This is a genomic window from Shewanella jiangmenensis, from assembly GCF_018596335.1.
GTDB lineage: Bacteria > Pseudomonadota > Gammaproteobacteria > Enterobacterales > Shewanellaceae > Shewanella > Shewanella jiangmenensis.
The window spans coordinates 1,073,619-1,095,237 of sequence record NZ_JAHEPS010000001.1 but is presented as its reverse complement, the minus strand read 5'-3'; the positions used below and the strand labels follow the sequence as shown (position 1 = coordinate 1,095,237).

Sequence of the window (21,619 nt, the reverse complement as noted above, 5' to 3'; positions counted from 1 at the left end):
TGTCTTCACTTGCCCCAAACCAATCCTAATCTGTGCAAAACAGGTGCTGGCTCGTGCCGGTAAGTGATGATGAGTCCCCTACAGGTACTTAAACAGCCACTGCCGGCCGGGCTTGGTGAATGAGCCCTGCGGCTTAATAACCCCGTTCGAAGTTCACCTTGTGTGACAGCACTTCGCCGCCTAAAAACTTGTGGTAGTTATTGGTAAAAATCTCTGCCACCTGCTCAGGAAAACTTGGCGCGGCAATGTGAGGCGTGATGATCACGTTTTCCCGCTCCCAAAGTGGGTGCTCTGCCGGCAAGGGCTCCTGATTGAATACATCAAGCACTGCCTGCTGCTCCGGATTTTGGCGCAGCTGCTGCTCGAGCGCATCCAAATCCAGCACATCACCCCGGCCAAGGTTGAAGAGCACCGCATCGGGTTTCATTTTTGCCAGGATCTCGCGGCTTAAAGCGCCACGGGTTTGCTCTGTGCTTGGCAGTATGCTGGCAATCGCATCGGCGCGGCCGATTAGCGAGGGCAGGGCATCGAGGGTCGCCACTTCATCAAAACCAACTGTGGGTTTGGCTGCGCGGTTGATACCTGTTACCTGCATGCCAAAGTGCTTGGCGGTTTGAGCTAAGTGTTTGGCAATGGAGCCGGTGCCAAGCAGCAATAGCTCAGAGCCCTGCAGGGTTTTGTAGTTACCGGGCAACCAGAGCTTTTGTTGCTGCTGGTGTTTATAAAGCTGATGTTCGCGCTGGCGTGCCAGCAGGTATCCAAACAGATATTCACTCATTAACGGGCCAAAAATGCCGCGCACATTGGTGAGTTGGTAGTCGCGCCTTTGCCTTGGCTTAACCAGTAAATCCACCCCGGCAAAGGTGGATTGCAGCCATAACAGGCGGTCGGCGTGGCCAAGCAGCGGCGCTGCTAGGCCAGGCTCTGCGAGCCAGATATCGGCGCGGCGAATATTGACCGGATCGTCATCGAGCAGCTCAAGTTCCGGCAAATGGCAGCTCGCGAGCAGGTTGCGATAGCGATCATTTTCTCGGGTGAGCAGCAGTAACTTGTGTCTCAAGGTAAGTTCCCCTTATTCTTGTCGTTATCATTCTATATTAACTACTTTAGTCGAATGGAAACAATCAAGGGTCTGTCTTACGACTTAGCCACTTTGCTTTATCCCTGGATATCACACATTGCGACCGGTCTGGTCGCCTGCCTGCTGGTGGTGCTTGCTCCAAGTATCAATCGCAGTTTGCAGCGCTTGGTGGGAGCCAAGGTTTTTTTAATCCGTACCTCTGTGTTTTTTCTGGTAAATGCGGTGATTTTTGGCTTGCTGATCGTGTGGCTCAGTCCGCAGCTTGCGGCCGGGCTTCGCAGTTTATCGCCGGGGTGGCTGCTTGGGGTGTTGTCGCTGAGCTTTGTGTTTATCGGCGTGTGGGCCGAGCGTCAGCGACTCATCTGATCTGTTAAGCTTGAGGGCTTCTGTGAGGGGCCTCTGTGAGGGGCCTTGGGGTTGGCTGGCGATTAAATCACCGCGCCAATCATCGGTTTTAGCCAAAGCCTTAACCGAACCAGCCCTGATAATCGGTTTGGCTTGGCAGCGTGAGCGCAGCCGTGGCCTTGTCAGGATAGTTGGCAAAAACGCCATCGACACCCATGGCCGCAAGGGCGCGGATATCGTCGGCATCATCCACCGTATACACATAAACCTTGACCCCGGTGCTGTGGGCATCGTCTACGATTTGCTGGCTGATAAAACTTACATCCAGATGCAGCGAGTAAGCCTGCATCTGGCGGGCTATCGCGGCGCCATCAAGGGGCAGTGAGCCTAAAAGCGGCGCAATGCGCGCATCCGGCACTGCCGCTTTAAAGGCCGCAAGCTGCGGATGATCGAAAGATGACATCAGCAACTGCTCGGGTCGATAACCAAGCTCGCTGATGGCTTTGTGATACAGCGCTACCATGGGCTCGGCGGTACCTATGCCTTTAAGCTCGATATTGACGATGCAGCGGCCACCAAGCAGCTCCAGCACCTGCCACAGGGTTGGAATTGGTTCACCCTTTACTGACAGGGTCGCAAGTTCAGCCAGGGTCTTTTGGTGGATAAGGCCGTGGCCATTGCTCTTGCCTTCAAGGCGCCGGTCGTGAAACACCACCAACTCGTCTTCGACCCTGTGCACGTCCAGCTCCACCGCTGCAGCGCCAAGCTGCATGGCCAGTTCCATTGCTTTGAGGGTATTTTCCGGCGCGTAGCCGCTTGCTCCGCGGTGGGCAAACACTAACATGGGTTCTCCTTATCGCACCAACAGGCTGTCGCGTGCACTTTGACCGGCTTGATTGATGGTAATTTCCATCTGCGGATAAGCCAGTTCCAACTTGTTCTCTTTCAGGGTATTGCTGATGCGCTTATGCAGCTCGTGTCTTAGCGGCCAGCGGCAATCCATGTCTTTGGCATAAGCCCTGACTTCATAATCCTGGGTGTGCTGGCCAAAACCGGCAAACCAGACTTCAGGCTCGGGGTGGCGCAGCGCAAACTGGCAATCCTGAATGGCCTGATAAAGCGTGGCTTCGACTTTACCTGGGTCTGAATCCCGCGCTACCGCAACCTTGATACACACGCGGGTGATAGGGTCTGACAGAGACCAGTTCACCAGTTGCTCTGTGATAAAGGCTTTGTTCGGCACGATAATTTCTTTTCGGTCCCAGTCGATGATGGTGGTGGCACGAATTTGGATTTTGCTGACAGTACCGGTCAGATCGCGAATGGTGACCGTGTCACCAATCCGGATGGGCTTTTCGAACAGGATAATCAGGCCGGAGATAAAGTTGGCAAAAATCTCCTGCAAACCAAAGCCTAGGCCCACCGACAGCGCCGCAATCAGCCATTGCAGCTTGGACCACTCCATCCCAAGGGTTGAAAAACCAATCAGGGTGCCAAGCATCACCACCAGATAGCGGCTGACCGTGGTAATGGCAAAGCCGGTTCCCGGGGTTAAATCGAGCCGCTGCAGCAGCACAAGTTCGAGCAAACCCGGCAAATTGGTCGCTATCACCAGCGAAAACACCATGATAAGTATGCCAAACAGCACCGACTTGAGAGTAACAGGCACAGTCTGCTCGCTGCCATCTATCATGGTTTGGCTGGTCCACAGGTTGATGCCATCGAGGAAGGAGAACATCGCCGAATGGGTTTGGGTCCACAGCGCAATCAAGCTGGTGAGGAAGGCCAGAATAAGCAGCGAACGCACCAGTCCAAGCGACTGGCTGGAAATGGTTTCCAAGTCGACCAGCGGCTCTTCGTACACGTCCAGCGAGTCGGCCGATACCGCTTCGCCACGCTCGCGCTGGGCCAGCTTTTCGGCGCGCTTGGCCTTGGCGCGATCGAAGGCGATGCGGCGCCGCTCAATCAGCATCCAGCGTTTGATAAGTTGGTACAGCAGCAAAAAGCCCATGGCCAGCAGCAGCGACAACTGCAATTGCAGCAGCAACTGATAAGCCGTGAAATAAAAGCCGCGCCAGGCCAATACCAGGCTCAGCACTGGGGTGATAAGCAGCACCAGCCACAACAGCCGCTGCAGCAAACGGCGGTTTTTGCCTGGGTCGCGCTGTTTTGCCCGGTACTTGCTGCCAAAGTTGAGAATGTCGCGGTAAAACCAAAACTGCATCAAACACAGCATGATAAAGGCGCCGCGGCCAAGGCTGTTGCGGATAAGCGACTGATCCAGCACTTCGGTAAAGCTGACGATGGCAACCAATGCTATGGCCTGCAGAAACAGGGTGCGAAGTCGCCCGTGGGCATAGCTGATCACTTCCTGCGGATGACCAAAATGGCCGACCAGCAGGCCCTTTTCTCCCGAAAGCTGTTTTAAGGTGCGATACACCAGATACACAAACCCCGTGACCAGGAGCGCTGCGCCGCTTGCCTGGGCAAGGTTATATTGGCTGAGCAGGAAAAACGCGCCGGCGGCAATAAGCGGCAGCGGCAGCAGCAGGGCGTAGCCGACACTAATAAGCAGTGCCTTGAAGGTAAACCAGAAATCATCCTGGGTTACCTTGCCCACCGGCGAAAGCCAGTTGCCGAGCGCACGGTTTACGTGGGGGCGGGCTATGTCTTTTACCGCCAAACAGAGCACCAGAAGGATGAGCCACCAGGACCAATAGCTGTTTTGCTCATCAATGGCATCGGACAGCTGCTGCCACGGCGCCTGCTGCGCCAGCCAGATCACGCTGCGGTGCAGGTCGGTCAGCCACAGCTTGCCGATGGGCGCGGCATTGGGCACCCAAAACAGGTGCTCGCTCAGGGTATTTTTCAGCAGGTGGTACTGGGCGGTCAGCTCATTGTGGCTGACCTTGAGCTTGGCAAGTTCACTTAAGAGCTGATCTGAGCTTTGCAGCAATTGCTTGAGCAGTTTGTTTTCGGCTTTTAAAAGCTCGTAGTGCTCGTTGCTGTATTCGGATTTTTGATCGAGCTGCTCCATATTACGGGCCAGCTCCTGCTCAATCTGATAGCGGGCTAAGCGCACATCGGCAACCTGATTTTGCAGCGCTTCCTGATTGGGCGGTTTGGGCAGGCTTTGCAGCATCTGCAAAAAGCGCTCGCCAAAGGCCGAATTGGTTTTCACCCAGGTGATTTGCTCCTGCACGCTGGAGAGCTGCATCGACTGCTCAAGATAGCGTTTTTCTGCTGCTTCCTGCATGTCGACCACATTGTCGATTTGCAGCGTCAGGGTTTGCAGTTTTTGCCCCAGAATTTCGTTGTCGGCCTGCAGGCGCTGCAGCTCAGGATCGCGGCTTTGGGGCTGGGCCGATAAGCTGTCGGCCAGAGTTTTATCGGTAATCGCCTGGCGCTCGGTGCTGATAGCTCGATTGAGCTTTTCGATAAAGAGTTCCTGCTGGCGTAACTTGGCCCGCACCACCTGCAGTGCCAGCTGGGTCAGTTCGATGCGTTTTTGGCTGGAGGCCTGCTCAGCCTCCACAGTGGCAAGATTCTGCTCGTAATATTGGCGCTGGGTGAGCTGCAGCGCGCCATTGGGGGTATCGGCCGGCGCCAGTGGCGCTTTTTGATGTTGTTGCAGCGACTGGCGCGCACTGGCGATGGCGCTTGGCAACTGATTGTGTCTGGCGAGCAGATTGGTCTGATCTATGATGAGCTTACTTTCCTGCTCTTTGAGTTCAGACAGTCGCAGATAGGCCGCAGACGCCTGCTGATTCAGATCCTGACGCCGGGCAAGCTTAAGTTCGCTCTGGGCCGCCTTGAGCTCTTTTTTCAGCCGCGCTTTTTCGTCGTCATAGCCAAGAAGCGCATTTTGATATTCCTCTGAAAGCTGCGCCAGGTTGTCGATATTGGTTTGCAGATCCTGTGCCTGCGCCGCCGGCGTGCTGGTCTGAGCGTTGCCGCCCTGATTGAAGCCGAGGCGTTTTTCCAGCTGCAAAGGAGAATTGGCCAGCGACTGGAGAGAAATAAAGCAGAAAAAAATCAAAAAAATACGCAGCATGGCACAGGTGTTTTACTTGGCTTGGGGACACAGGACATGTTACCAAAGCCACCGCCATTTGGTATGACTGAATTACTGCTTTTTTTGCCGCTGTGATCTGTGGCTTTGGGCGGTTTCAAATACCGCAGTCGACACCACCAACAGGCCGCCGAGCATGGTGGCCGAGCTTGGCGACTCACCCAGCAGCAGTAACGCCAGCACTGTGCCGTAAAGGGGCTGCAAACAGGACACCAGGCCAACGGTTTTGGCGCTTAAGTGACGCAGCGCAGAGGTGAAGAGCGCATGGGGCATGGCGGTAAAAATCACCCCAAGCAGGAGCAGCAGTTGCCACACGTCGATGCTGAGCTCAAGCGGCTTGGCTTCAACAAAACTGCCAAGAAACAGCACAGCCACGGTGGTTTGATAGAACATCGCCTGCGGGCCGCTGTAACTGGCAAAGTAGCGTTTATGCAGCAGGTTACGGGCGGTAAAAAGCGCCGCCGACAGCACGCCAACCAAAATGCCGAGGGTGACATCATTGCCAAGGTTTGCTTCGGGAATGAGCAGCCACACGCCACTTAATACCGCGATGCCGCAAGTGACATCTTGCAGTTTGAGGCGAGTGCCGTTAACCAAAGGCTCGACCAGCACAGTCATGACCGGATAGGTAAAAAAGGCAATCATGCCGATGGCGACCGATGACATTTGCATCGAGGCAAAGTAGGTCACCCAGTGCAGGCTAACTATAACCCCAAGCAGCAGGGCGATGGCGTAGTCTTTGGCGCGGCTGAGCCGAAGCTGTGCCCGGCTTGCTTTGACAATCAGCGCCAGTACCAGGGCGGCAATGGCGCAGCGAAACACGGTAATGTCGAGGGCGCTGAGCGGGATCAGTTTGGAAAACAGCGCGGTGCCGCCAAAGAGCAGCACCGCCAGATGTAATTCAACCAATCCCGCCGGGGCGCTTTTGGACATCAGTCTTCCAGTTTGGCGAATGGCTTGCCCATGCGGGTAACGGCCTCGGCTTCAACGCCGTCGGCGAATTCATCGATGGCATCTTTGGCAAACAGCATGACCACAGTGCTGCCAAGCTTGAAGCGGCCCATTTCAGCGCCTTTCTCCAGAGTGATGGCATCTGGCCCTTCGGTGGGGTAATCCCAGGTAAAGACTTTTTTGCCTGTAGGCGGGGTCACGGTACCTGCCCACACGGTCTCGATGCTGGCCACAATGGTCGCGCCAACCAATACCATGGCGAGCGGGCCTTTTTCGGTTTCAAAAATCGCAACCACCCGCTCATTACGGGCAAACAGGCCTGGTACGTTACGTGCTGTGAGAGGGTTTACTGAAAACAGCTCGCCCGGCACGTAGGTCATCTTCGACAGAGTACCTTTGATGGGCATGTGGATGCGGTGATAATCCTTTGGCGCCAGATAGATAGTGGCAAAATCGCCGCCTTCGAAGCGGGCTGCGTCATCGGCCTGTCCGCCAAGCAGCGCCAGTGCTGTGTAGTGGTGGCCCTTGGCCTGGAAGATGCGGCCATCTTCAATCGGGCCAAGCTGGCTGACCGCGCCATCCACCGGATGCACCATGATGTCGTTATCCTGGGTCACAGGGCGCAGACCTGGCTTGAGTTCGCGGGTAAAAAAGTCGTTGAAGGTTTTGTAGGCCTCGGGCTCAGAGTGCAGGGCTTCATTCATGTTGATGCCGTACTGCTTGATAAACCACTTGATAAAGGCCGTTGTAACAACGCCCGCTTCGGCGGCGGCAAACTTGCCGACGATGCGCGAAAGCAGGTGTTTCGGCATCAGGTACTGGAGGGCGATTTTTACTTTATCCACTTTAATATCCTTGCGCTTTCAATGTGTTGCCGAATCATTCCTCGCTGTGCCTGAAATGGCGCGCGTGACGCTGCTCATCGAGGCTGGCGATGATCCTGTGATAGTTATTGAATCTGTCCTGATGGATTTTTCCGTCCTGCAGCGCTTCTTTGAGGCTGCAACCCGGGTCATCCAGATGCTTGCAGTCGCGGAATTTGCAGGTGCCGAGGAATTCCCTGAATTCGACAAAGCACCAGCTGACACGGTCAGCCGGCAGATGCCAGAGGGCAAACTCGCGTACGCCGGGGGAATCTATCAGATCGCCACCGCTTGGCAAGTGCAGCAATCTGGCGGTGGTGGTGGTGTGTTGGCCAAGCCCTGAGTTTTCGGATACATCGCCGGTGAGGAGCTCGGCATCGGGCAACAGGGCGTTGATCATCGATGATTTGCCAACGCCGGACTGACCGACGAAGACGCTGATTTTATCTTTCAGCAGATCTTGCAGAGTCTCAATCCCTTCTTTGGATTTACTGGATACCTGATACACGGGGTAGCCAAGGGATTGATAGCGCGTGAGCGCCGCCTCGATGTCGCTGCGACTGGCCGTATCGAGCAAATCCATCTTATTGAGGATGATGATCGGCGCTATACCTGTGTCTTCCGATGCCACCAGATAGCGGTCGATGATTTGGGTGGTAAAGGCCGGCACGACGGAGCTGACAATCAGGATTTGGTCGATATTGGCGGCGATAATCTTGACGCCATCATAGAGATCCGGGCGGGTGAGTGAAGAGGTGCGCGGGTGCACGGCTTCGACCACACCGCCGATGGCGCTGCCATCTTCCAGTGCCTGACGGATAACCACTTTATCGCCGGTGACCAGACTTTGAATGGTGCGGCGAATATTGCAGCGGATGATTTCGCCGCTGGCCACTTCCACATCGGCGTGTTGGCCAAAACGGGAAATGACGATTGCAGGCTCTTCCTGCCCAAGTGAACTATCCTGTAATTCAGGTAGTTGGTTTTCCTGTTTGGTACGGCTCAGGCGTTTTTCGTGGTTGGCACGCATACGTCTGAGCTGGCCGTGACTTAGGGGTTTCTTTTTACTCACCGGGCTATCTTCGTCAATAATCTGATGTGGTTAGGGATAAAAGGCAGTATGATACACGGTCTTTGACAAAAAAGCCTGAAATTACGGCACTGGCAACATAAAGGCAGGTATATGGCTGCAGATGCAAAAAATCTTATCTGGATCGATCTGGAAATGACTGGCCTTGAGCCGGAAGTAGACCGGGTGCTGGAAATTGCGACCTTGGTGACCGACCAGGATCTGAACATCCTGGCACAGGGACCTGTGATCGCCATTCATCAATCCGATGAGGTTTTGGCGGCTATGGACGATTGGAACCAGCAGCACCATGGCGCATCTGGTTTGATTGAGCGCGTTCGTGGCAGTACCCATACCGAAGCCGACGCCATCGCCCAGACTATTGCATTCCTGTCAAACCACGTGCCCAAGGGCGTGTCGCCCATGTGTGGTAACAGCGTGGGGCAGGATCGCCGCTTCCTCAACAAATATATGCGGGAGCTGGAAGACTTTTTCCACTATCGCAATATTGATGTCAGCACTATCAAAGAGTTGGTCAAGCGTTGGGACCCTGAAGTGATGAAAGGCTTTAAAAAGCAGGGCACCCACCAGGCACTGCTCGATATTCAGGAATCCATCGCTGAGCTCAAGTTCTATCGCGAGAAAGTATTTAAAATTTGAGCAAACGGTAGATAATTCGCGTTCGGGGGCTTGCAGCGGTTGGAAATTTTCATATAATGCGGCCTCACGTTTGCAGTAGCCCTTGGGTTGCTCAACGTTGAAATGCGACATTAGCTCTGGTGCAGTTAAAAGGGTGATACCCTGATAACGCTACTTTGATAATGCAGCACGAGACGCGACATTAGCTCAGTTGGTAGAGCGATACCTTGCCAAGGTATAGGTCATCGGTTCGAACCCGATATGTCGCTCCAAATTCTGACTTCACCAGTCATTAAACAGTGAATGCGACATTAGCTCAGTTGCCGGTAAGAAAGGGCGATACCTTGAAAACCGTCGATCGAGAATGCAGCACAAAATGCGACATTAGCTCAGTTGGTAGAGCGATACCTTGCCAAGGTATAGGTCATCGGTTCGAACCCGATATGTCGCTCCAAATTCTGACTTCACCAGTCATTAAACAGTGAATGCGACATTAGCTCAGTTGCCGGTAAGAAAGGGCGATACCTTGAAAACCGTCAATCGAGAATGCAGCACAAAATGCGACATTAGCTCAGTTGGTAGAGCGATACCTTGCCAAGGTATAGGTCATCGGTTCGAACCCGATATGTCGCTCCAAATTCTGACTTCACCAGTCATTAAACAGTGAATGCGACATTAGCTCAGTTGCCGGTAAGAAAGGGCGATACCTTGAAAACCGTCAATCGAGAATGCAGCACAAAATGCGACATTAGCTCAGTTGGTAGAGCGATACCTTGCCAAGGTATAGGTCATCGGTTCGAACCCGATATGTCGCTCCAAATTCTGACTTCACCAGTCATTAAACAGTGAATGCGACATTAGCTCAGTTGGTAGAGCGATACCTTGCCAAGGTATAGGTCATCGGTTCGAACCCGATATGTCGCTCCAAATTCTCAGGCGTTTCGGCCTTAAAACGATAAATCACAAGACGCGACATTAGCTCAGTTGGTAGAGCGATACCTTGCCAAGGTATAGGTCATCGGTTCGAACCCGATATGTCGCTCCAATCCCCCCCAAGTGTTACTCCTGCTCAATATATCAATATTTGCCTCACTGCTTTTGATTTTATAAAGCGCTAAGTTCAGCCCAAGCCTGAACATGCATTTTCATTGCATAGTAACTTGCCTCGTCCATGTCGGTCTTTTGTGGGTTTTATTGGGCGCTTTCCTGTGAGCCCCGACACAGACTGATAACAGACGGTGATCCGCTGCAAACTTCCATCAAAAGCCCACCCAGACTGAATTTCGCGATTGCTGAATTATGATGCAATTCAAATATTCGAGTTTGCTTTGCTTCCATAATGACTCCAGACAAAGTTCATTTTTGACCGCAAGGTCGGTCAGTTAACAGGAGGCAGTCCTATGCGTATTCAACAATTGCGTGAACTTCTGGAGTATTTGGCAACATGCCGGCTGGAGATGGCGCAGCTGTACGGCAGACTGCACGCCCAGGCCGATTCTTCCCGGGTCAAGCTGATGCTGGAATACTTCCAGCAGCAACAAAAGCACATTGCCCAGACATTGGAAGACTATGTGGATGATGCCCCGGCGAGACTTTTGGATACTTGGTACAAAGACTTGATATTTGAGGACTTTGTTAAGAGATGCCAAAGCACCATGTTGCCGGCAAACATGCAGGAAGACGATGTGCTGAGCCTGCACCTTGATTTGGAAAACCGTTTGATTGAGCTTCTGGAAAAAACCGCAGATACCTCTCAGACCGAAGAGATCCGCAGCGCCCTTGCCGACCTGGTTCGGGTTGAAAAAATCCAGCAGCAGCGACTGGTCCACAGCACCATTCGGATGGACGACATCTGAGCGGATAAACTAAGCAAAGCCGGCCACAGTGCCGGCTTTTTTATTGTTAAAACAAATTTGTTTAGCTTTACGCGAATTACATGACCTGCATCAAAGTTAGCCTGGCCAGTAAACTGATAGTGTTTTAAGCGCTCTGCCTTCAGCGCCGGTCGTTGTCTTTATCCTGCGATGGCTGGGTCAGCGCCCGGTACAGGCCGAACGCCACCATCAGCACGCACAGCAGCAAAAGTGCCTGGATAAGGATGTTGGAGGTCAGCGGCAGGCTGATAAGCAGCACCGACAAAACCAAGATCAGCAAGGTAAACAGCATCATCCGTGTGGCTGTCATGACAGTGCTCCGAAGGTGAGTCCTTGGTCAAACAAGACCTAGATTAAGTGTATGAACAGATCTCTATGCTTGCCAGTTAAATTCAAGCTATTGATCTAAATTAGATATTTTATGGAGAGTTGGCATGGCGGCCTTCGCTGAATCCTTGCCCCAATCACTTTACACTCAGGCTGCCGTGCGTGCGGCCGAGCTTGCGCTGGTTGCGCGTGGCGACGTTAGCCTGTTTGGGCTGGTTGAGCGCGCCGCTGCCGCGGCGTTTGGCTTGCTTGGGGAGTATCAGCGCCGCCACGCTAAAACTGTCATTATCGCCGGTAAAGGTAACAATGGCGCCGATGCCTTGGTGCTCGCCCGCTTACTGCTTGAAAGCGGTCACTCCCCCATTGTTTGCCTGCTAGGCGAAGGGAAAACGGCAGAGCATCAGGCGGCAGAGCAGCAGTTTATCGCCGCAGGCGGTGAACTCACGCCCTTTGACAGTGCACTGTTAAGTGATGCCGAGCTTTTAGTGGACGGCATTTTGGGGACAGGTGTGAGCGGTGAGCTTACATCAGAGCTTAAAGCGTGCATCGATGCCATCAACGCAAGTCCGGCCTGGGTACTTAGCCTCGACATGCCATCCGGCGTCAATGCCGACACTGGTAATGTGGAGCCTGTTGCGGTCGAAGCCGATGTCACCCTCTGTTTTGGCGCGCTTAAGCAGGGGCTTTTTACGTCCCGTGCGCGCCACTTCGCCGGCAAAATTCACTTTGCCGATCTCGGCTTTGGGCCTGCACTTGCTCTGCAACCTATTGCGGCGAAACGGGTAGATGCCGGGTACCTTACTGATTTATTGGGTAAAAGGGCAAGAGACAGCCACAAGGGTAAGTCCGGCAAAGTGACTGTGATGGGCGGCAACTACGGCATGGCCGGTGCGGTGCGCCTCGCAGGCGAGGCCTGTCTGCGTGCCGGCGCTGGCCTGGTAACCGTTATCAGCCGCCCTGAACATCAGATGACAGTCAATGCCAACCGCCCCGAACTCATGTTCTGGGGCTGCGAGCTGGTGGACATGGAAGTGTATCTGCGCCTTGGCTGGGCCGACGTATTGGTGCTTGGCCCCGGCCTTGGTAAGGATGACTGGGGTTATAACCTGTACAAGGCGGTCGGGCTGTCCGACAAGCCCTGTGTGCTTGATGCCGATGCACTGAACATGCTCGCCAAAGAGCCCTGCAAACAGCCCAACCGGGTGCTGACGCCGCATCCCGGCGAGGCGGCGAGATTACTTGGCATCAGCATTGCCGACATTGAAGCTGACCGTTTTGATGCGGTGCGCAGGCTTCATGACCTTTATGGCGGTGTAGTGCTGCTTAAAGGCGCGGGCACTCTTATTTATGATGGCGAATCTCTGGTGGTGGCACCTGTGGGTAATCCCGGTCTTGCCAGCGGTGGGTGCGGCGACGTGTTATCTGGTATAATCGCCGCCCTGATGGCGCAGGGGCTGGATACCATGACAGCAACCGTTGCCGGTGTCGTGGTTCATGGCGAAGCGGCCGACCTTGCGGCAAAGAGCGGCGAGCGTGGCATGCTGGCCAGCGATCTGATGCCTTTTATTCGCCAATTGGTCAATAGTGATTTAATCTAGGCGACATAGAATAAGCCAGTGCCGGCCAGCGGTGCCGGCACTTTTGCTTTTTAGTGTAGAGCCAGGATGCAAGACGTTAAGTTTTACCTTGAAAATGAAGCGGTCACAGTCGAAATTGGTCAGAAGCTGGCCAAGGTAGCCCGTCCACCTCTGACCTTGTATCTCACCGGCGATTTGGGCGCCGGCAAAACGACCTTAAGCCGTGGCCTGATTCAGGCGCTCGGTCATCAGGGCGCCGTTAAAAGTCCAACCTATACCCTGGTGGAACCTTATGAGCTGCCCGGGGTCGAAGTTTATCATTTTGATCTTTATCGCCTGTCCGATCCGGAAGAGCTGGAGTTTATGGGCATTCGCGATTATTTTTCCGAAAACAGCCTGTGTATCGTTGAGTGGCCGGATCGCGGCGAAGGCTTGTTGCCGCCAGCGGATCTGCACCTGCACCTTGCCTACAGCGGTAACGGGCGAGAGCTGAATGTCCATGCCGGCAGCGCCGCCGGTCAGGCAGTGATTGAACATTTGAGCCAATGAAAACAAATACAATAAGACTCTTTGCCATCATGGCGCTGGTGTTTGCTTTTGGCGCCAGTGCGGCCAACAAACTTGAAGGGGTGCGGATTTGGGCCGCGCCTGAATCTACCCGTCTGGTGTTCGATTTGGCGGCCAAGCCAAGTTACAGCCATTCTATTTTGCCATCGCCCGACCGTCTGGTGGTGGATCTGGCCGACACTCAAAGTAAACTCGCGCTGGAAAAGGTGGCCAACAACTCCAAGCTGGTCAAAAAGTTGCGTTTCAGCAAGGCGCCGTCAAAGGGCATGCTGCGGGTGGTGATTGATTTAAACCGCCCGGTGAATGCAAATCTGTTTTCGCTGCCGCCCACCGCGCCTTATGGCAACCGTTTGGTGGTGGATTTGGAAGAGAAAACCGCCCCAAGCCGTAATGTCACTGCGTCGGCTCCTCAGTCGCTGCGCGATATCGTTGTCGCCATCGATGCCGGCCACGGCGGCGATGACCCGGGCTCCATTGGCCCGACCGGACTGTATGAAAAGAAAATTGCGCTGGAAATTGCCAAACGGGTTCAGGCGAAAATCGACGCCACACCCGGCATGAAAGCCGTGATGACCCGCACCGGCGACTACTTTGTTAACCTTAACCGCCGCTCGGATTTGGCCCGAAAGCATCGCGCCGATTTGCTGGTGTCGATTCATGCTGACGCCTTTACCTCGCCCAATCCCAAGGGCGCGTCAGTGTGGGTGCTGTCGATGCGCCGCGCCAACAGTGAAATCGGTCGCTGGCTTGAGCAAAAAGAAAAGCACTCGGAGCTGCTTGGCGGCGCCGGTGAAATTATTCAAAACGCCGACGACGAGCAGTATCTGGCAATGACCTTACTCGACATGTCGATGGACCGCTCCATGGCCATCAGTCACAGTGTCGCCAACGATATTCTGCGCGACCTTGGCCGGGTTACTGAGCTTCATAAAAATCGCCCCGAAATGGCGAGTCTGGCGGTGCTTAAATCCCCAGATATCCCATCGATTCTGGTGGAAACCGGCTTTATATCTAACCCGGCCGAAGAAAAACTGCTGAGAAACAGCGCCCATCAGGAGAAGCTCGCCAAGGCGATTCACTCCGGCGTAATGCGCTATTTTGAGGCCAATCCGCCAGGTGATTCCATGCTGGCAAGCCGCAGCAAGAGTAAAGCGAGCAGCAGTAAGCATCTGGTGCAGCGCGGTGAATCCTTGTCCGGCATCGCCGCCCGCTATGGCGTGTCCATGTCCAGTATCCGTCAGGCCAATAATCTTAAGTCTGATACGGTGCGGATTGGGCAGCAGCTTGTGATCCCCCAGGGCTGAGCCGATGGCGATTCAGATACTGCCGCCACAGCTGGCGAACCAGATTGCAGCGGGAGAAGTGGTTGAACGTCCTGCCTCTGTGGTCAAAGAACTGGTCGAAAACAGTCTCGATGCCGGCGCGAGCCGCGTTGATATCGATATCGACAAGGGCGGCAGCAAGCTTATCCGTATCCGCGACAATGGCGCGGGTATCCCGAGGGATGAACTCACTCTGGCGCTGGCGCGTCACGCCACCTCCAAGGTGCAAACCCTCGATGATTTGGAAGGCATTTTAAGTTTTGGCTTTCGTGGTGAGGCGCTCGCGAGTATCAGCTCGGTGTCGCGTCTGACACTGACCTCCCGCACCGCAGATCAATCCGAGGCCTGGCAGGCCCACGCCGAAGGCTCGGAAGTGGCGCTTAAACTGATGCCGGCGGCGCATCCGGTAGGCACCAGCATTGAGGTGAGCGATCTTTTTTTCAACACCCCGGCCAGACGGCGTTTTTTAAAGAGCGACAAGACAGAATTCACCCATATTGATGAGTGGCTTAAGCGGATCGCTCTGGTACGCTCTGACGTGCATTTTACCCTGAGTCATAACGATAAAATCGTGCGCCAGTTCCGTCCGGCCACCACCGACAGCCAATATCTGCAGCGCCTTGCGCAGGTCGCAGGTCGCGGCTTTGCCGACAGCGCCGTTAAGGTCGATTGTCAGCATGATGGTATGCATCTTGGCGGCTATTTGCAGTCGCCCTCGCTCGGTGAATCCGTCGATTGCAACTATTTTTATGTCAATGGCCGCCTGGTACGCGACCGGCTGGTTAATCATGCCGTGCGTCAGGCGTTTGCGCAGTTTGCGAGTGTTGAGCAGCCTGGCTACGTGCTGATGTTCAGCCTCGACCCGCATCAGGTGGATGTCAACGTGCATCCGGCCAAACATGAAGTGCGTTTTCATCAGGCCCGTTACGTACACGATTTTATTTTGCAGGTGTTGCAGTCGGCGCTTTCGCAGATTCAGGCGCTGCCAATTCAGTCTGCGCTTCAGCCCCCGAGCCAGTCGACGCTTCAGTCTGAACTGGGCACTGCCGATAAGCTGGTCAGCAGCGTCGATGACGACGTGTTGGCTGTGAAGGGAGCGACTACTGATGTTGCTTTTACGCTTTCGTCCCGCAGCAGCGATGATGCTCAGCGCTCGGGTTTGGCGGCGTCTCTAACGCATAGTGGCTCAGGCTTCGCAGACTTTGATAACAAAGGCGTTGGCAGCGCAGCGCCGGGATATACAGGTGCGGGGCAGGGCAGTTATGGCGGCGCCCGCAGCGGCCAAGGCGCTGGCAATTCCTACAGCGCTGGCAGCTCTCAGGGCGGGCGCTATGTGCGCGAAGAGCTTGGTGGCAATTTAAAGGGCGCGGCGCAACTTCACAGCGCAGCGCAAAGTTACGCTGAGCTTTTGCGCACGCCGCAGGCCGCGCGCACTCAGGCTGATACGACTTACACGGGTTCTATTACCCCGATGCCGCCGCTGCTTGATGGCCGCTACTGGGTGTTTTGCGAAGGCACTGAACTTAGATTGCTCGCCCTTGATGAGGCTGCCCGATCGGTGCTGACTTATGATATCAAGCAAAGCTTACCGACGGGGCTTGTGGGTCAGCCGTTATTGATGCCGGTATCGGTTGCCGCCGATCCGGATTGGGCACAGATACTCTCTGAGCGTGATACCTTGCTTCGACGGCTTGGGCTTGAGCTGGCAATTCGCTATCAGCAGTTGATAATCAAAAAAGTGCCCCCATATCTGAGGGACAGTCAGCTTGCCAGCGTGATCCCGGAGTTCCTCGAGTGGATAAAGCTCGAAGAGCCGGCTGATGAGGCGCTCAGCGCCTGGCTTGCGGCTCACAGTCCGGCATTTGAGGCCGCACCCAAGCTTTGGCAGCGTATTCAGCTGCTTGCAAGCGACGTGAGAGACTCGATTTTAACAGGCGGCCGGGAATTGCCCTGGCAGACATGGCTTAATGAACACAAACACTGACGTCGCAGCGCTGCCTACAGTGCTGTTTTTGATGGGGCCGACTGCGTCCGGCAAAACCGCGCTGGCGCTTGAGCTTGCACAAAAGCACAACTGCGAAATTATCTCGGTTGATTCCGCGCTTATTTATCGCGGCATGGATATAGGCACCGCCAAGCCCACGGCCGAGGAACTTGCGCTGGCGCCGCACCGGCTTATCGATATTCTCGATCCGCTGGAAAGCTACTCGGCGGCGGATTTTCGTGCCGATGCAGTGCGGGAGATTGAAGATATTCTCTCCCGCGGTAAAACGCCGCTGCTGGTTGGCGGCACCATGATGTACTTCAAGACGCTGCTAGATGGGCTGTCGCCGCTGCCCAGTGCCGACGAGTCAGTCAGGGCTGCCATTGCCGCCGAGGTTGAGGCCAGGGGCTGGCAGGCAATGCACGATGAACTTAAGGCTGTCGATCCGGTGTCGGCCGCCAGAATCCACCCAAACGATCCGCAGCGGTTATCGCGGGCGCTTGAGGTGTACCGGATCAGCGGCAAAACGCTGACCGAATTAACTCAGGTCAAGGCGGATGCCTTGCCCTACCGTATGGTGCAGTTCGCCATTGCACCGGCGGAGCGGAAAACGCTGCATGCGCTTATTGGGCAGCGTTTCCAAGCCATGCTTGCGCAGGGATTTGTTGATGAAGTGGCAAGGTTAAAAGGTCGGGGAGACTTGCACCTTGAACTGCCGTCAATGCGATGCGTAGGTTACCGACAGGTATGGCAGTATCTGGAGGGCGAATATGACCATGATACTATGGTCGAAAAAGCTGTGGCCGCTACTAGGCAATTGGCAAAGCGTCAATTAACATGGTTGCGGGGTTGGGCTGATTTGCAGTGGCTTATAAGCGGCGAAGCAGGGAATTTGGAGAAACTTGTACAGCAATCCCGGAAGTGAATCTGCTTTTGCTGTATACTACTCAATTCAAACAAAAAACGTTTGTATTGGAATTTTATAATTTAAAAAGGAAATAACAAATGGCAAAGGGGCAATCTTTACAAGACCCATTTCTGAACGCACTGCGCCGTGAGCGTGTTCCAGTTTCAATCTATTTGGTTAACGGCATCAAGCTTCAGGGCCAGGTTGAGTCTTTCGACCAGTTCGTGATCCTGCTGAAAAACACTGTCAGCCAGATGGTGTACAAGCATGCCATTTCGACCGTAGTGCCATCCCGTCCGTTTAACGTGGGCAGCCACCAGGGTGGCAGCGGCTACAATCCACAGCAGGATGATGTAGCCGGCGACCAGTAATTCCGGTTAATCCTATTTTGAGAGGTTTGCTTCTTGTTTGATCGTTATGAGGCGGGAGAAACTGCGGTTCTTGTCCATATCGATTTTACCGACGAAGGCAGTCGGGAAGATCTCGCCGAGTTGCAGTTGTTGGTGGAGTCGGCCGGTGCCCGTTCTGTTGGTGTAATCACAGGAAGCCGCCGAGCGCCGGATCGCAAGTATTTTGTGGGATCCGGCAAAGCGGAGGAATTGGCTGCATTGGTGGCCATGACCGAGGCTAAAGTGGTGATTTTCAACCATGCCCTGAGTCCGGCTCAGGAGCGAAATCTGGAGCAGTTGTGCCGTTGTCGGGTACTCGACCGTACTGCACTGATCCTGGATATTTTCGCTCAGCGGGCCCGGACACACGAAGGTAAGTTGCAGGTGGAGCTAGCGCAATTGCGCCACATGTCGACTCGCCTCGTGCGGGGCTGGACCCACCTCGAGCGCCAGAAAGGCGGTATCGGTATGCGTGGGCCCGGTGAAACTCAGCTCGAAACCGACCGACGCTTGCTGCGCGGCCGGATCAAGACGATTAACGGTCGTCTGGAAAAGGTGGACAAACAGCGTGAGCAGAGTCGCCGAGCCAGACAGCGAAGCGATATGCCGACCGTGTCTTTGGTGGGCTACACCAACGCCGGAAAGTCGACCCTGTTCAATTCGTTGACCAGCGCCGAGGTCTATGCGGCCGATCAGCTGTTTGCAACGTTGGATCCGACCCTTCGCAAGCTTGCGCTGGCTGATGGCGCGGCCATTCTTGCGGATACCGTTGGGTTTATCCGCCATCTTCCACACGATTTGGTTGCGGCATTCAAAGCCACACTTCAAGAGACCCGTGAAGCGGATCTCTTGCTTCATGTTATTGATTGCGCAGATGAAAAAATGCGTGACAACGTGGAGCAGGTGCAGGCGGTGCTGGCCGAAATCGAAGCCGATGAAATTCCGCAGCTGATTGTGTGTAACAAAATCGATTTGGTTGAAGGGGTAAGCCCGTCAATCGACAGAGATGAAACCGGAAAGCCATTCCGGGTGTGGTTGTCTGCGCAGCAAAGCCTTGGACTGGATTTGCTGCGTCAGGCCATTCAGGAGTTGGTGGGCAGTAAGATTGCCGAGCTGACCCTGAAAATCCCGGCAAACGCCGGGCATTATCTTGGCCAGTTTTACCGACTGGATGCGATACAGCAGAAAGAGTATGACGATCTGGGGAACTGTATCTTGTCTGTTCGTTTGCCGGATGCCGACTGGTGCCGGCTGGCTAAACAGAGTCAAGGTGAGTTGGAAACCTTTATTGTCGATACAGCGACTGATAGGGTAGTTTGTTAACTATTAATATCATCCACTTATGGAGTATTAAATGGCTTGGAACGAGCCCGGTAACAAGGGTCAGGACCCTTGGGGAAACAAAGGCGGTAACGACAAGGGGCCGCCGGATCTGGACGAAGTCTTTCGCAATATTTCCAAACGCTTCGGCGGCAAGGGTAACGGCGTCGGTTTCGGCGGTCTGGGTATTATCCTCGCACTCGGCGTAGCTGTGTGGTTCCTGTCTGGTTTTTATACCATCAAAACCGCGGAGCGCGGCGTGCATTTGCGTTTTGGTGAGTACATTGGTGAAGTGGGCCCCGGTTTGCGCTGGAAGGCCAATTTTATCGATGAAGTCTTTCCGGTTGACGTGGAAACCTTCCGTGCCATTCAGGCCTCGGGCAGCATTCTGACTTCGGACGAGAACGTGGTTCAGGTGGAGCTTGCGGTGCAGTACAAGGTGACCGACGCCTACCAATACATGTTCAGTGCCGTGGATGCCAATTCGTCTCTGCGTGAAGCCACCGACAGCGCCCTGCGCTACGTGGTGGGTCACTCCCGCATGGATGACATCCTCACCACAGGCCGTGACAAAATCCGTACCGACACCTGGGCAGAGCTTGAGCGCATTATTGAGCCTTATAAACTCGGCTTAACCATAGTCGACGTGAACTTCCTGCCGGCTCGTCCGCCGGAAGAAGTGAAAGACGCCTTCGATGACGCCATTGCCGCTCAGGAAGACGAGCAGCGCTTTATCCGTGAAGCCGAAGCCTATCAGCGTGAAGTTGAGCCTCGTGCCCGTGGTCAGGAGCAGCGTATCGCCGAAGATGCCCGTGCTTACAAAGAGCAGGTGGTTCAGCAGGCTCAGGGTGCCGTGGCACGCTTTGAAAAGCTGTTGCCTGAGTACAAGGCGGCCCCAGAGGTTACCCGTCAGCGTCTCTATATCGAGACCATGGAGCAGGTGCTTTCCGGCAATAACAAGGTGCTGATTGATGCCAAAAACAATGGCAACCTGATGTATCTGCCGCTGGATAAGATGATCACCCCGTCTGTGAGTGTGGCGGAGCCGGAAGAAAACGGCATTTCCAGCCAGCCTCAGGTCGACAGCAGCACTAACAATCGCGCTGCCGGCGTGCCGGTCAGCGGTCGTCCTTCACGTGAAGATCGTGTCCGTGAAGGGAGGGAGTAATTCATGAGCCGTTTGATTCTGGTTGTGCTGGCGGTTGTGCTGGCAGTGCTGAGCTCCTCACTGCTGGTGGTGAGCGAAGGCGAGCGGGCAATCGTGTCACGCTTTAATGACATAGTGCGCGTTAACGTGGATGGCGTGGAAAAAACCAAGGTGTTTGAACCTGGCCTGCACGTCAAAGTGCCCTTTATCGACACAGTGCGTTATCTGGATGCGCGGGTGCAAACCCTTGATGGCGCCGCCGACCGCTTCGTGACTTCCGAGAAGAAAGACCTGATGGTCGACTCTTACGTGAAGTGGCGTATCAAGGACTTTGAAAAGTACTACCTGTCTACCAATGGTGGTATTAAGTCCAATGCCGAAGCCCTGCTGCAGCGCAAGATAAACAGTGACCTGCGTACCGAGTTTGGTCAGCGTACCATCAAGGAAATCGTGTCAGGTGTGCGCGTTGGTGAAGTGCAGGACAAAGAAAGCTCCAGCCGTGACGAACTGCAGCGCAATGCCCTTATCAATGTGCGCAAGAGCGCTGAAGACCTGGGTATTGAAGTGGTGGACGTGCGGGTGAAGCAGATTAACCTGCCAACCAACGTCAGCTCCTCAATTTTCCAGCGTATGCGCGCCGAGCGTCAGGCTGTGGCGAAAGAGCACCGTGCCCAGGGCCGCGAAGAAGCGGAGAAAATCCGTGCAACTGCCGATGCCAACGTAGTAGTTCGTTTGTCGAGCGCCCAGCGTAACGCGCAGGTTGTTCGCGGTGAAGGCGATGCGGTCGCAGCCAAGATTTACGCCGATGCGTACAAGAAAGACCCTGAGTTTTATGCCTTTGTGCGTAGTCTCGATGCCTACCGTGCCAGCTTTGCCGGCAGTGGCAACGTGATGGTACTTGAGCCAAGCAGTGAGTTTTTCCGCTACATGAAGCAATCTGAGCCAAAATAAGGCGCTGATGCGAATAAAAAGCCCAACCTCTCAGGTTGGGCTTTTTTTTGGATAATTTTTCGCGATTACATTTGTTTAGCAATAGCCAATACACAGTTTAAATTGGGATTGTCGCTGATAAGTCCTGAGTTCTACCGTTTAACTCGATTGGGGCCCTCAAAAAAACACAATCTCCACAACTTAGATGTGTCATTTAACTATGATCTGTATCTGCTTTTTGGCTATAATGAGCCC

At 54.4% G+C, this 21,619-nt stretch carries 19 protein-coding genes and 6 tRNA genes; 18 read left to right on the top strand and 7 right to left on the bottom strand.

The window, feature by feature from the left end; genetic code table 11:
- Positions 1 to 133: 133 nt before the first annotated feature.
- The gene (locus tag KJI95_RS04885) at positions 134 to 1,060 is read right to left on the bottom strand and encodes a D-2-hydroxyacid dehydrogenase (protein ID WP_214506013.1); all 927 of its coding nucleotides are present in this window, start codon (positions 1,058 to 1,060) and stop codon (positions 134 to 136) included.
- 54 nt (positions 1,061 to 1,114) lie between these two features.
- On the opposite strand from KJI95_RS04885, the gene KJI95_RS04880 reads away from it, so the two are divergent.
- Positions 1,115 to 1,447, top strand: coding sequence for a DUF3392 family protein (locus KJI95_RS04880; protein WP_214506012.1), 333 nt, complete (start codon positions 1,115 to 1,117; stop codon positions 1,445 to 1,447).
- A gap of 100 nt (positions 1,448 to 1,547) precedes the next feature.
- Here the strand turns inward: KJI95_RS04880 and KJI95_RS04875 are convergent, their stop codons facing one another.
- The 5 genes from KJI95_RS04875 to rsgA form a co-directional block, all read right to left on the bottom strand.
- Positions 1,548 to 2,270, bottom strand: a complete 723-nt coding sequence (locus tag KJI95_RS04875) for a glycerophosphodiester phosphodiesterase (protein ID WP_214506011.1) — start codon at positions 2,268 to 2,270, stop codon at positions 1,548 to 1,550.
- A gap of 9 nt (positions 2,271 to 2,279) precedes the next feature.
- A complete protein-coding gene (locus tag KJI95_RS04870; protein ID WP_214506010.1) occupies positions 2,280 to 5,480 on the bottom strand; it encodes a mechanosensitive ion channel domain-containing protein in 3,201 nt (1,066 codons plus the stop codon).
- A 72-nt stretch (positions 5,481 to 5,552) separates the two neighbouring features.
- Positions 5,553 to 6,431 carry a DMT family transporter gene (locus tag KJI95_RS04865; protein ID WP_214506009.1) on the bottom strand — a complete coding sequence of 293 codons (879 nt, stop codon included), beginning with the start codon at positions 6,429 to 6,431 and terminating at the stop codon, positions 5,553 to 5,555.
- A complete protein-coding gene (gene asd, locus KJI95_RS04860; protein WP_214506008.1) occupies positions 6,431 to 7,294 on the bottom strand; it encodes an archaetidylserine decarboxylase in 864 nt (287 codons plus the stop codon). Before asd ends, KJI95_RS04865 begins: the two co-directional genes overlap by 1 nt.
- Before the next feature lie 34 nt (positions 7,295 to 7,328).
- A complete protein-coding gene (gene rsgA, locus KJI95_RS04855) occupies positions 7,329 to 8,384 on the bottom strand; it encodes a small ribosomal subunit biogenesis GTPase RsgA (RefSeq protein ID WP_214506007.1) in 1,056 nt (351 codons plus the stop codon).
- Between the two features lie 111 nt (positions 8,385 to 8,495).
- Here rsgA and orn point away from each other — a divergent pair, with 111 nt between their 5' ends.
- The 8 genes from orn (at position 8,496) to KJI95_RS04815 (ending at position 10,876) form a co-directional block, all read left to right on the top strand.
- Positions 8,496 to 9,041: an oligoribonuclease gene (gene orn, locus KJI95_RS04850; protein ID WP_214506006.1), complete on the top strand. Its 546-nt coding sequence runs from the start codon at positions 8,496 to 8,498 to the stop codon at positions 9,039 to 9,041.
- A 175-nt stretch (positions 9,042 to 9,216) separates the two neighbouring features.
- A tRNA-Gly gene (locus tag KJI95_RS04845) sits at positions 9,217 to 9,292 on the top strand.
- 106 nt (positions 9,293 to 9,398) lie between these two features.
- Positions 9,399 to 9,474, top strand: a tRNA-Gly gene (locus KJI95_RS04840).
- Positions 9,475 to 9,580: 106 nt separating this feature from the next.
- Positions 9,581 to 9,656, top strand: a tRNA-Gly gene (locus tag KJI95_RS04835).
- 106 nt (positions 9,657 to 9,762) lie between these two features.
- Positions 9,763 to 9,838 (top strand) — tRNA-Gly (locus KJI95_RS04830).
- A 33-nt stretch (positions 9,839 to 9,871) separates the two neighbouring features.
- A tRNA-Gly gene (locus KJI95_RS04825) sits at positions 9,872 to 9,947 on the top strand.
- Between the two features lie 42 nt (positions 9,948 to 9,989).
- Positions 9,990 to 10,065 (top strand) — tRNA-Gly (locus KJI95_RS04820).
- A 355-nt stretch (positions 10,066 to 10,420) separates the two neighbouring features.
- Positions 10,421 to 10,876, top strand: a complete 456-nt coding sequence (locus tag KJI95_RS04815; RefSeq protein WP_214506005.1) for a ferritin family protein — start codon at positions 10,421 to 10,423, stop codon at positions 10,874 to 10,876.
- A 139-nt stretch (positions 10,877 to 11,015) separates the two neighbouring features.
- Here KJI95_RS04815 and KJI95_RS04810 read toward each other — a convergent pair whose 3' ends face one another.
- Positions 11,016 to 11,204 carry a hypothetical protein gene (locus KJI95_RS04810; RefSeq protein WP_214506210.1) on the bottom strand — a complete coding sequence of 63 codons (189 nt, stop codon included), beginning with the start codon at positions 11,202 to 11,204 and terminating at the stop codon, positions 11,016 to 11,018.
- Between the two features lie 124 nt (positions 11,205 to 11,328).
- On the opposite strand from KJI95_RS04810, the gene KJI95_RS04805 reads away from it, so the two are divergent.
- The 9 genes from KJI95_RS04805 to hflC all read left to right on the top strand — a co-directional run bounded on the left by KJI95_RS04805 (position 11,329) and on the right by hflC (position 21,385).
- Complete coding sequence (locus KJI95_RS04805) at positions 11,329 to 12,819, top strand: NAD(P)H-hydrate dehydratase (RefSeq protein ID WP_214506004.1); 1,491 nt, start codon at positions 11,329 to 11,331, stop codon at positions 12,817 to 12,819.
- A gap of 66 nt (positions 12,820 to 12,885) precedes the next feature.
- Positions 12,886 to 13,347 carry a tRNA (adenosine(37)-N6)-threonylcarbamoyltransferase complex ATPase subunit type 1 TsaE gene (gene tsaE / locus KJI95_RS04800; RefSeq protein ID WP_214506003.1) on the top strand — a complete coding sequence of 154 codons (462 nt, stop codon included), beginning with the start codon at positions 12,886 to 12,888 and terminating at the stop codon, positions 13,345 to 13,347.
- Positions 13,344 to 14,669: an N-acetylmuramoyl-L-alanine amidase gene (locus KJI95_RS04795; protein ID WP_214506002.1), complete on the top strand. Its 1,326-nt coding sequence runs from the start codon at positions 13,344 to 13,346 to the stop codon at positions 14,667 to 14,669. The genes tsaE and KJI95_RS04795 overlap by 4 nt, the downstream gene beginning before the upstream one ends.
- Positions 14,670 to 14,673: 4 nt before the next feature.
- Positions 14,674 to 16,671 (top strand): DNA mismatch repair endonuclease MutL, encoded by a 1,998-nt coding sequence (gene mutL / locus KJI95_RS04790; RefSeq protein ID WP_214506001.1) that lies wholly within the window; start codon positions 14,674 to 14,676, stop codon positions 16,669 to 16,671.
- On the top strand, positions 16,655 to 17,596 hold the full coding sequence (gene miaA, locus KJI95_RS04785) for a tRNA (adenosine(37)-N6)-dimethylallyltransferase MiaA (RefSeq protein ID WP_214506000.1): 942 nt from the start codon (positions 16,655 to 16,657) through the stop codon (positions 17,594 to 17,596). The genes mutL and miaA overlap by 17 nt, the downstream gene beginning before the upstream one ends.
- An 80-nt stretch (positions 17,597 to 17,676) precedes the next feature.
- Complete coding sequence (gene hfq / locus KJI95_RS04780) at positions 17,677 to 17,949, top strand: RNA chaperone Hfq (RefSeq protein WP_214505999.1); 273 nt, start codon at positions 17,677 to 17,679, stop codon at positions 17,947 to 17,949.
- Between the two features lie 33 nt (positions 17,950 to 17,982).
- A complete protein-coding gene (hflX, locus tag KJI95_RS04775) occupies positions 17,983 to 19,290 on the top strand; it encodes a ribosome rescue GTPase HflX (protein WP_214505998.1) in 1,308 nt (435 codons plus the stop codon).
- 31 nt (positions 19,291 to 19,321) lie between these two features.
- A complete protein-coding gene (gene hflK, locus KJI95_RS04770) occupies positions 19,322 to 20,455 on the top strand; it encodes an FtsH protease activity modulator HflK (RefSeq protein WP_214505997.1) in 1,134 nt (377 codons plus the stop codon).
- A gap of 3 nt (positions 20,456 to 20,458) precedes the next feature.
- Complete coding sequence (gene hflC / locus KJI95_RS04765; protein WP_214505996.1) at positions 20,459 to 21,385, top strand: protease modulator HflC; 927 nt, start codon at positions 20,459 to 20,461, stop codon at positions 21,383 to 21,385.
- The last annotated feature ends 234 nt before the right edge of the window (positions 21,386 to 21,619 follow it).

What these genes read in the sequence shown, in the direction of transcription:
- KJI95_RS04805 (WP_214506004.1), top strand. Translation starts at nt 11,329, where the DNA reads ATGGCGGCCTTCGCTGAATCCTTGCCCCAATCACTTTACACTCAGGCT.
- hflK (WP_214505997.1), top strand. Translation starts at nt 19,322, where the DNA reads ATGGCTTGGAACGAGCCCGGTAACAAGGGTCAGGACCCTTGGGGAAAC.
- miaA (WP_214506000.1), top strand. Translation starts at nt 16,655, where the DNA reads ATGAACACAAACACTGACGTCGCAGCGCTGCCTACAGTGCTGTTTTTG.
- tsaE (WP_214506003.1), top strand. Translation starts at nt 12,886, where the DNA reads ATGCAAGACGTTAAGTTTTACCTTGAAAATGAAGCGGTCACAGTCGAA.
- KJI95_RS04865 (WP_214506009.1), bottom strand. Translation starts at nt 6,431, where the DNA reads ATGTCCAAAAGCGCCCCGGCGGGATTGGTTGAATTACATCTGGCGGTG.
- KJI95_RS04875 (WP_214506011.1), bottom strand. Translation starts at nt 2,270, where the DNA reads ATGTTAGTGTTTGCCCACCGCGGAGCAAGCGGCTACGCGCCGGAAAAT.
- orn (WP_214506006.1), top strand. Translation starts at nt 8,496, where the DNA reads ATGGCTGCAGATGCAAAAAATCTTATCTGGATCGATCTGGAAATGACT.
- KJI95_RS04870 (WP_214506010.1), bottom strand. Translation starts at nt 5,480, where the DNA reads ATGCTGCGTATTTTTTTGATTTTTTTCTGCTTTATTTCTCTCCAGTCG.
- KJI95_RS04815 (WP_214506005.1), top strand. Translation starts at nt 10,421, where the DNA reads ATGCGTATTCAACAATTGCGTGAACTTCTGGAGTATTTGGCAACATGC.
- hflC (WP_214505996.1), top strand. Translation starts at nt 20,459, where the DNA reads ATGAGCCGTTTGATTCTGGTTGTGCTGGCGGTTGTGCTGGCAGTGCTG.
- KJI95_RS04810 (WP_214506210.1), bottom strand. Translation starts at nt 11,204, where the DNA reads ATGACAGCCACACGGATGATGCTGTTTACCTTGCTGATCTTGGTTTTG.
- hfq (WP_214505999.1), top strand. Translation starts at nt 17,677, where the DNA reads ATGGCAAAGGGGCAATCTTTACAAGACCCATTTCTGAACGCACTGCGC.
- KJI95_RS04880 (WP_214506012.1), top strand. Translation starts at nt 1,115, where the DNA reads ATGGAAACAATCAAGGGTCTGTCTTACGACTTAGCCACTTTGCTTTAT.
- KJI95_RS04795 (WP_214506002.1), top strand. Translation starts at nt 13,344, where the DNA reads ATGAAAACAAATACAATAAGACTCTTTGCCATCATGGCGCTGGTGTTT.
- mutL (WP_214506001.1), top strand. Translation starts at nt 14,674, where the DNA reads ATGGCGATTCAGATACTGCCGCCACAGCTGGCGAACCAGATTGCAGCG.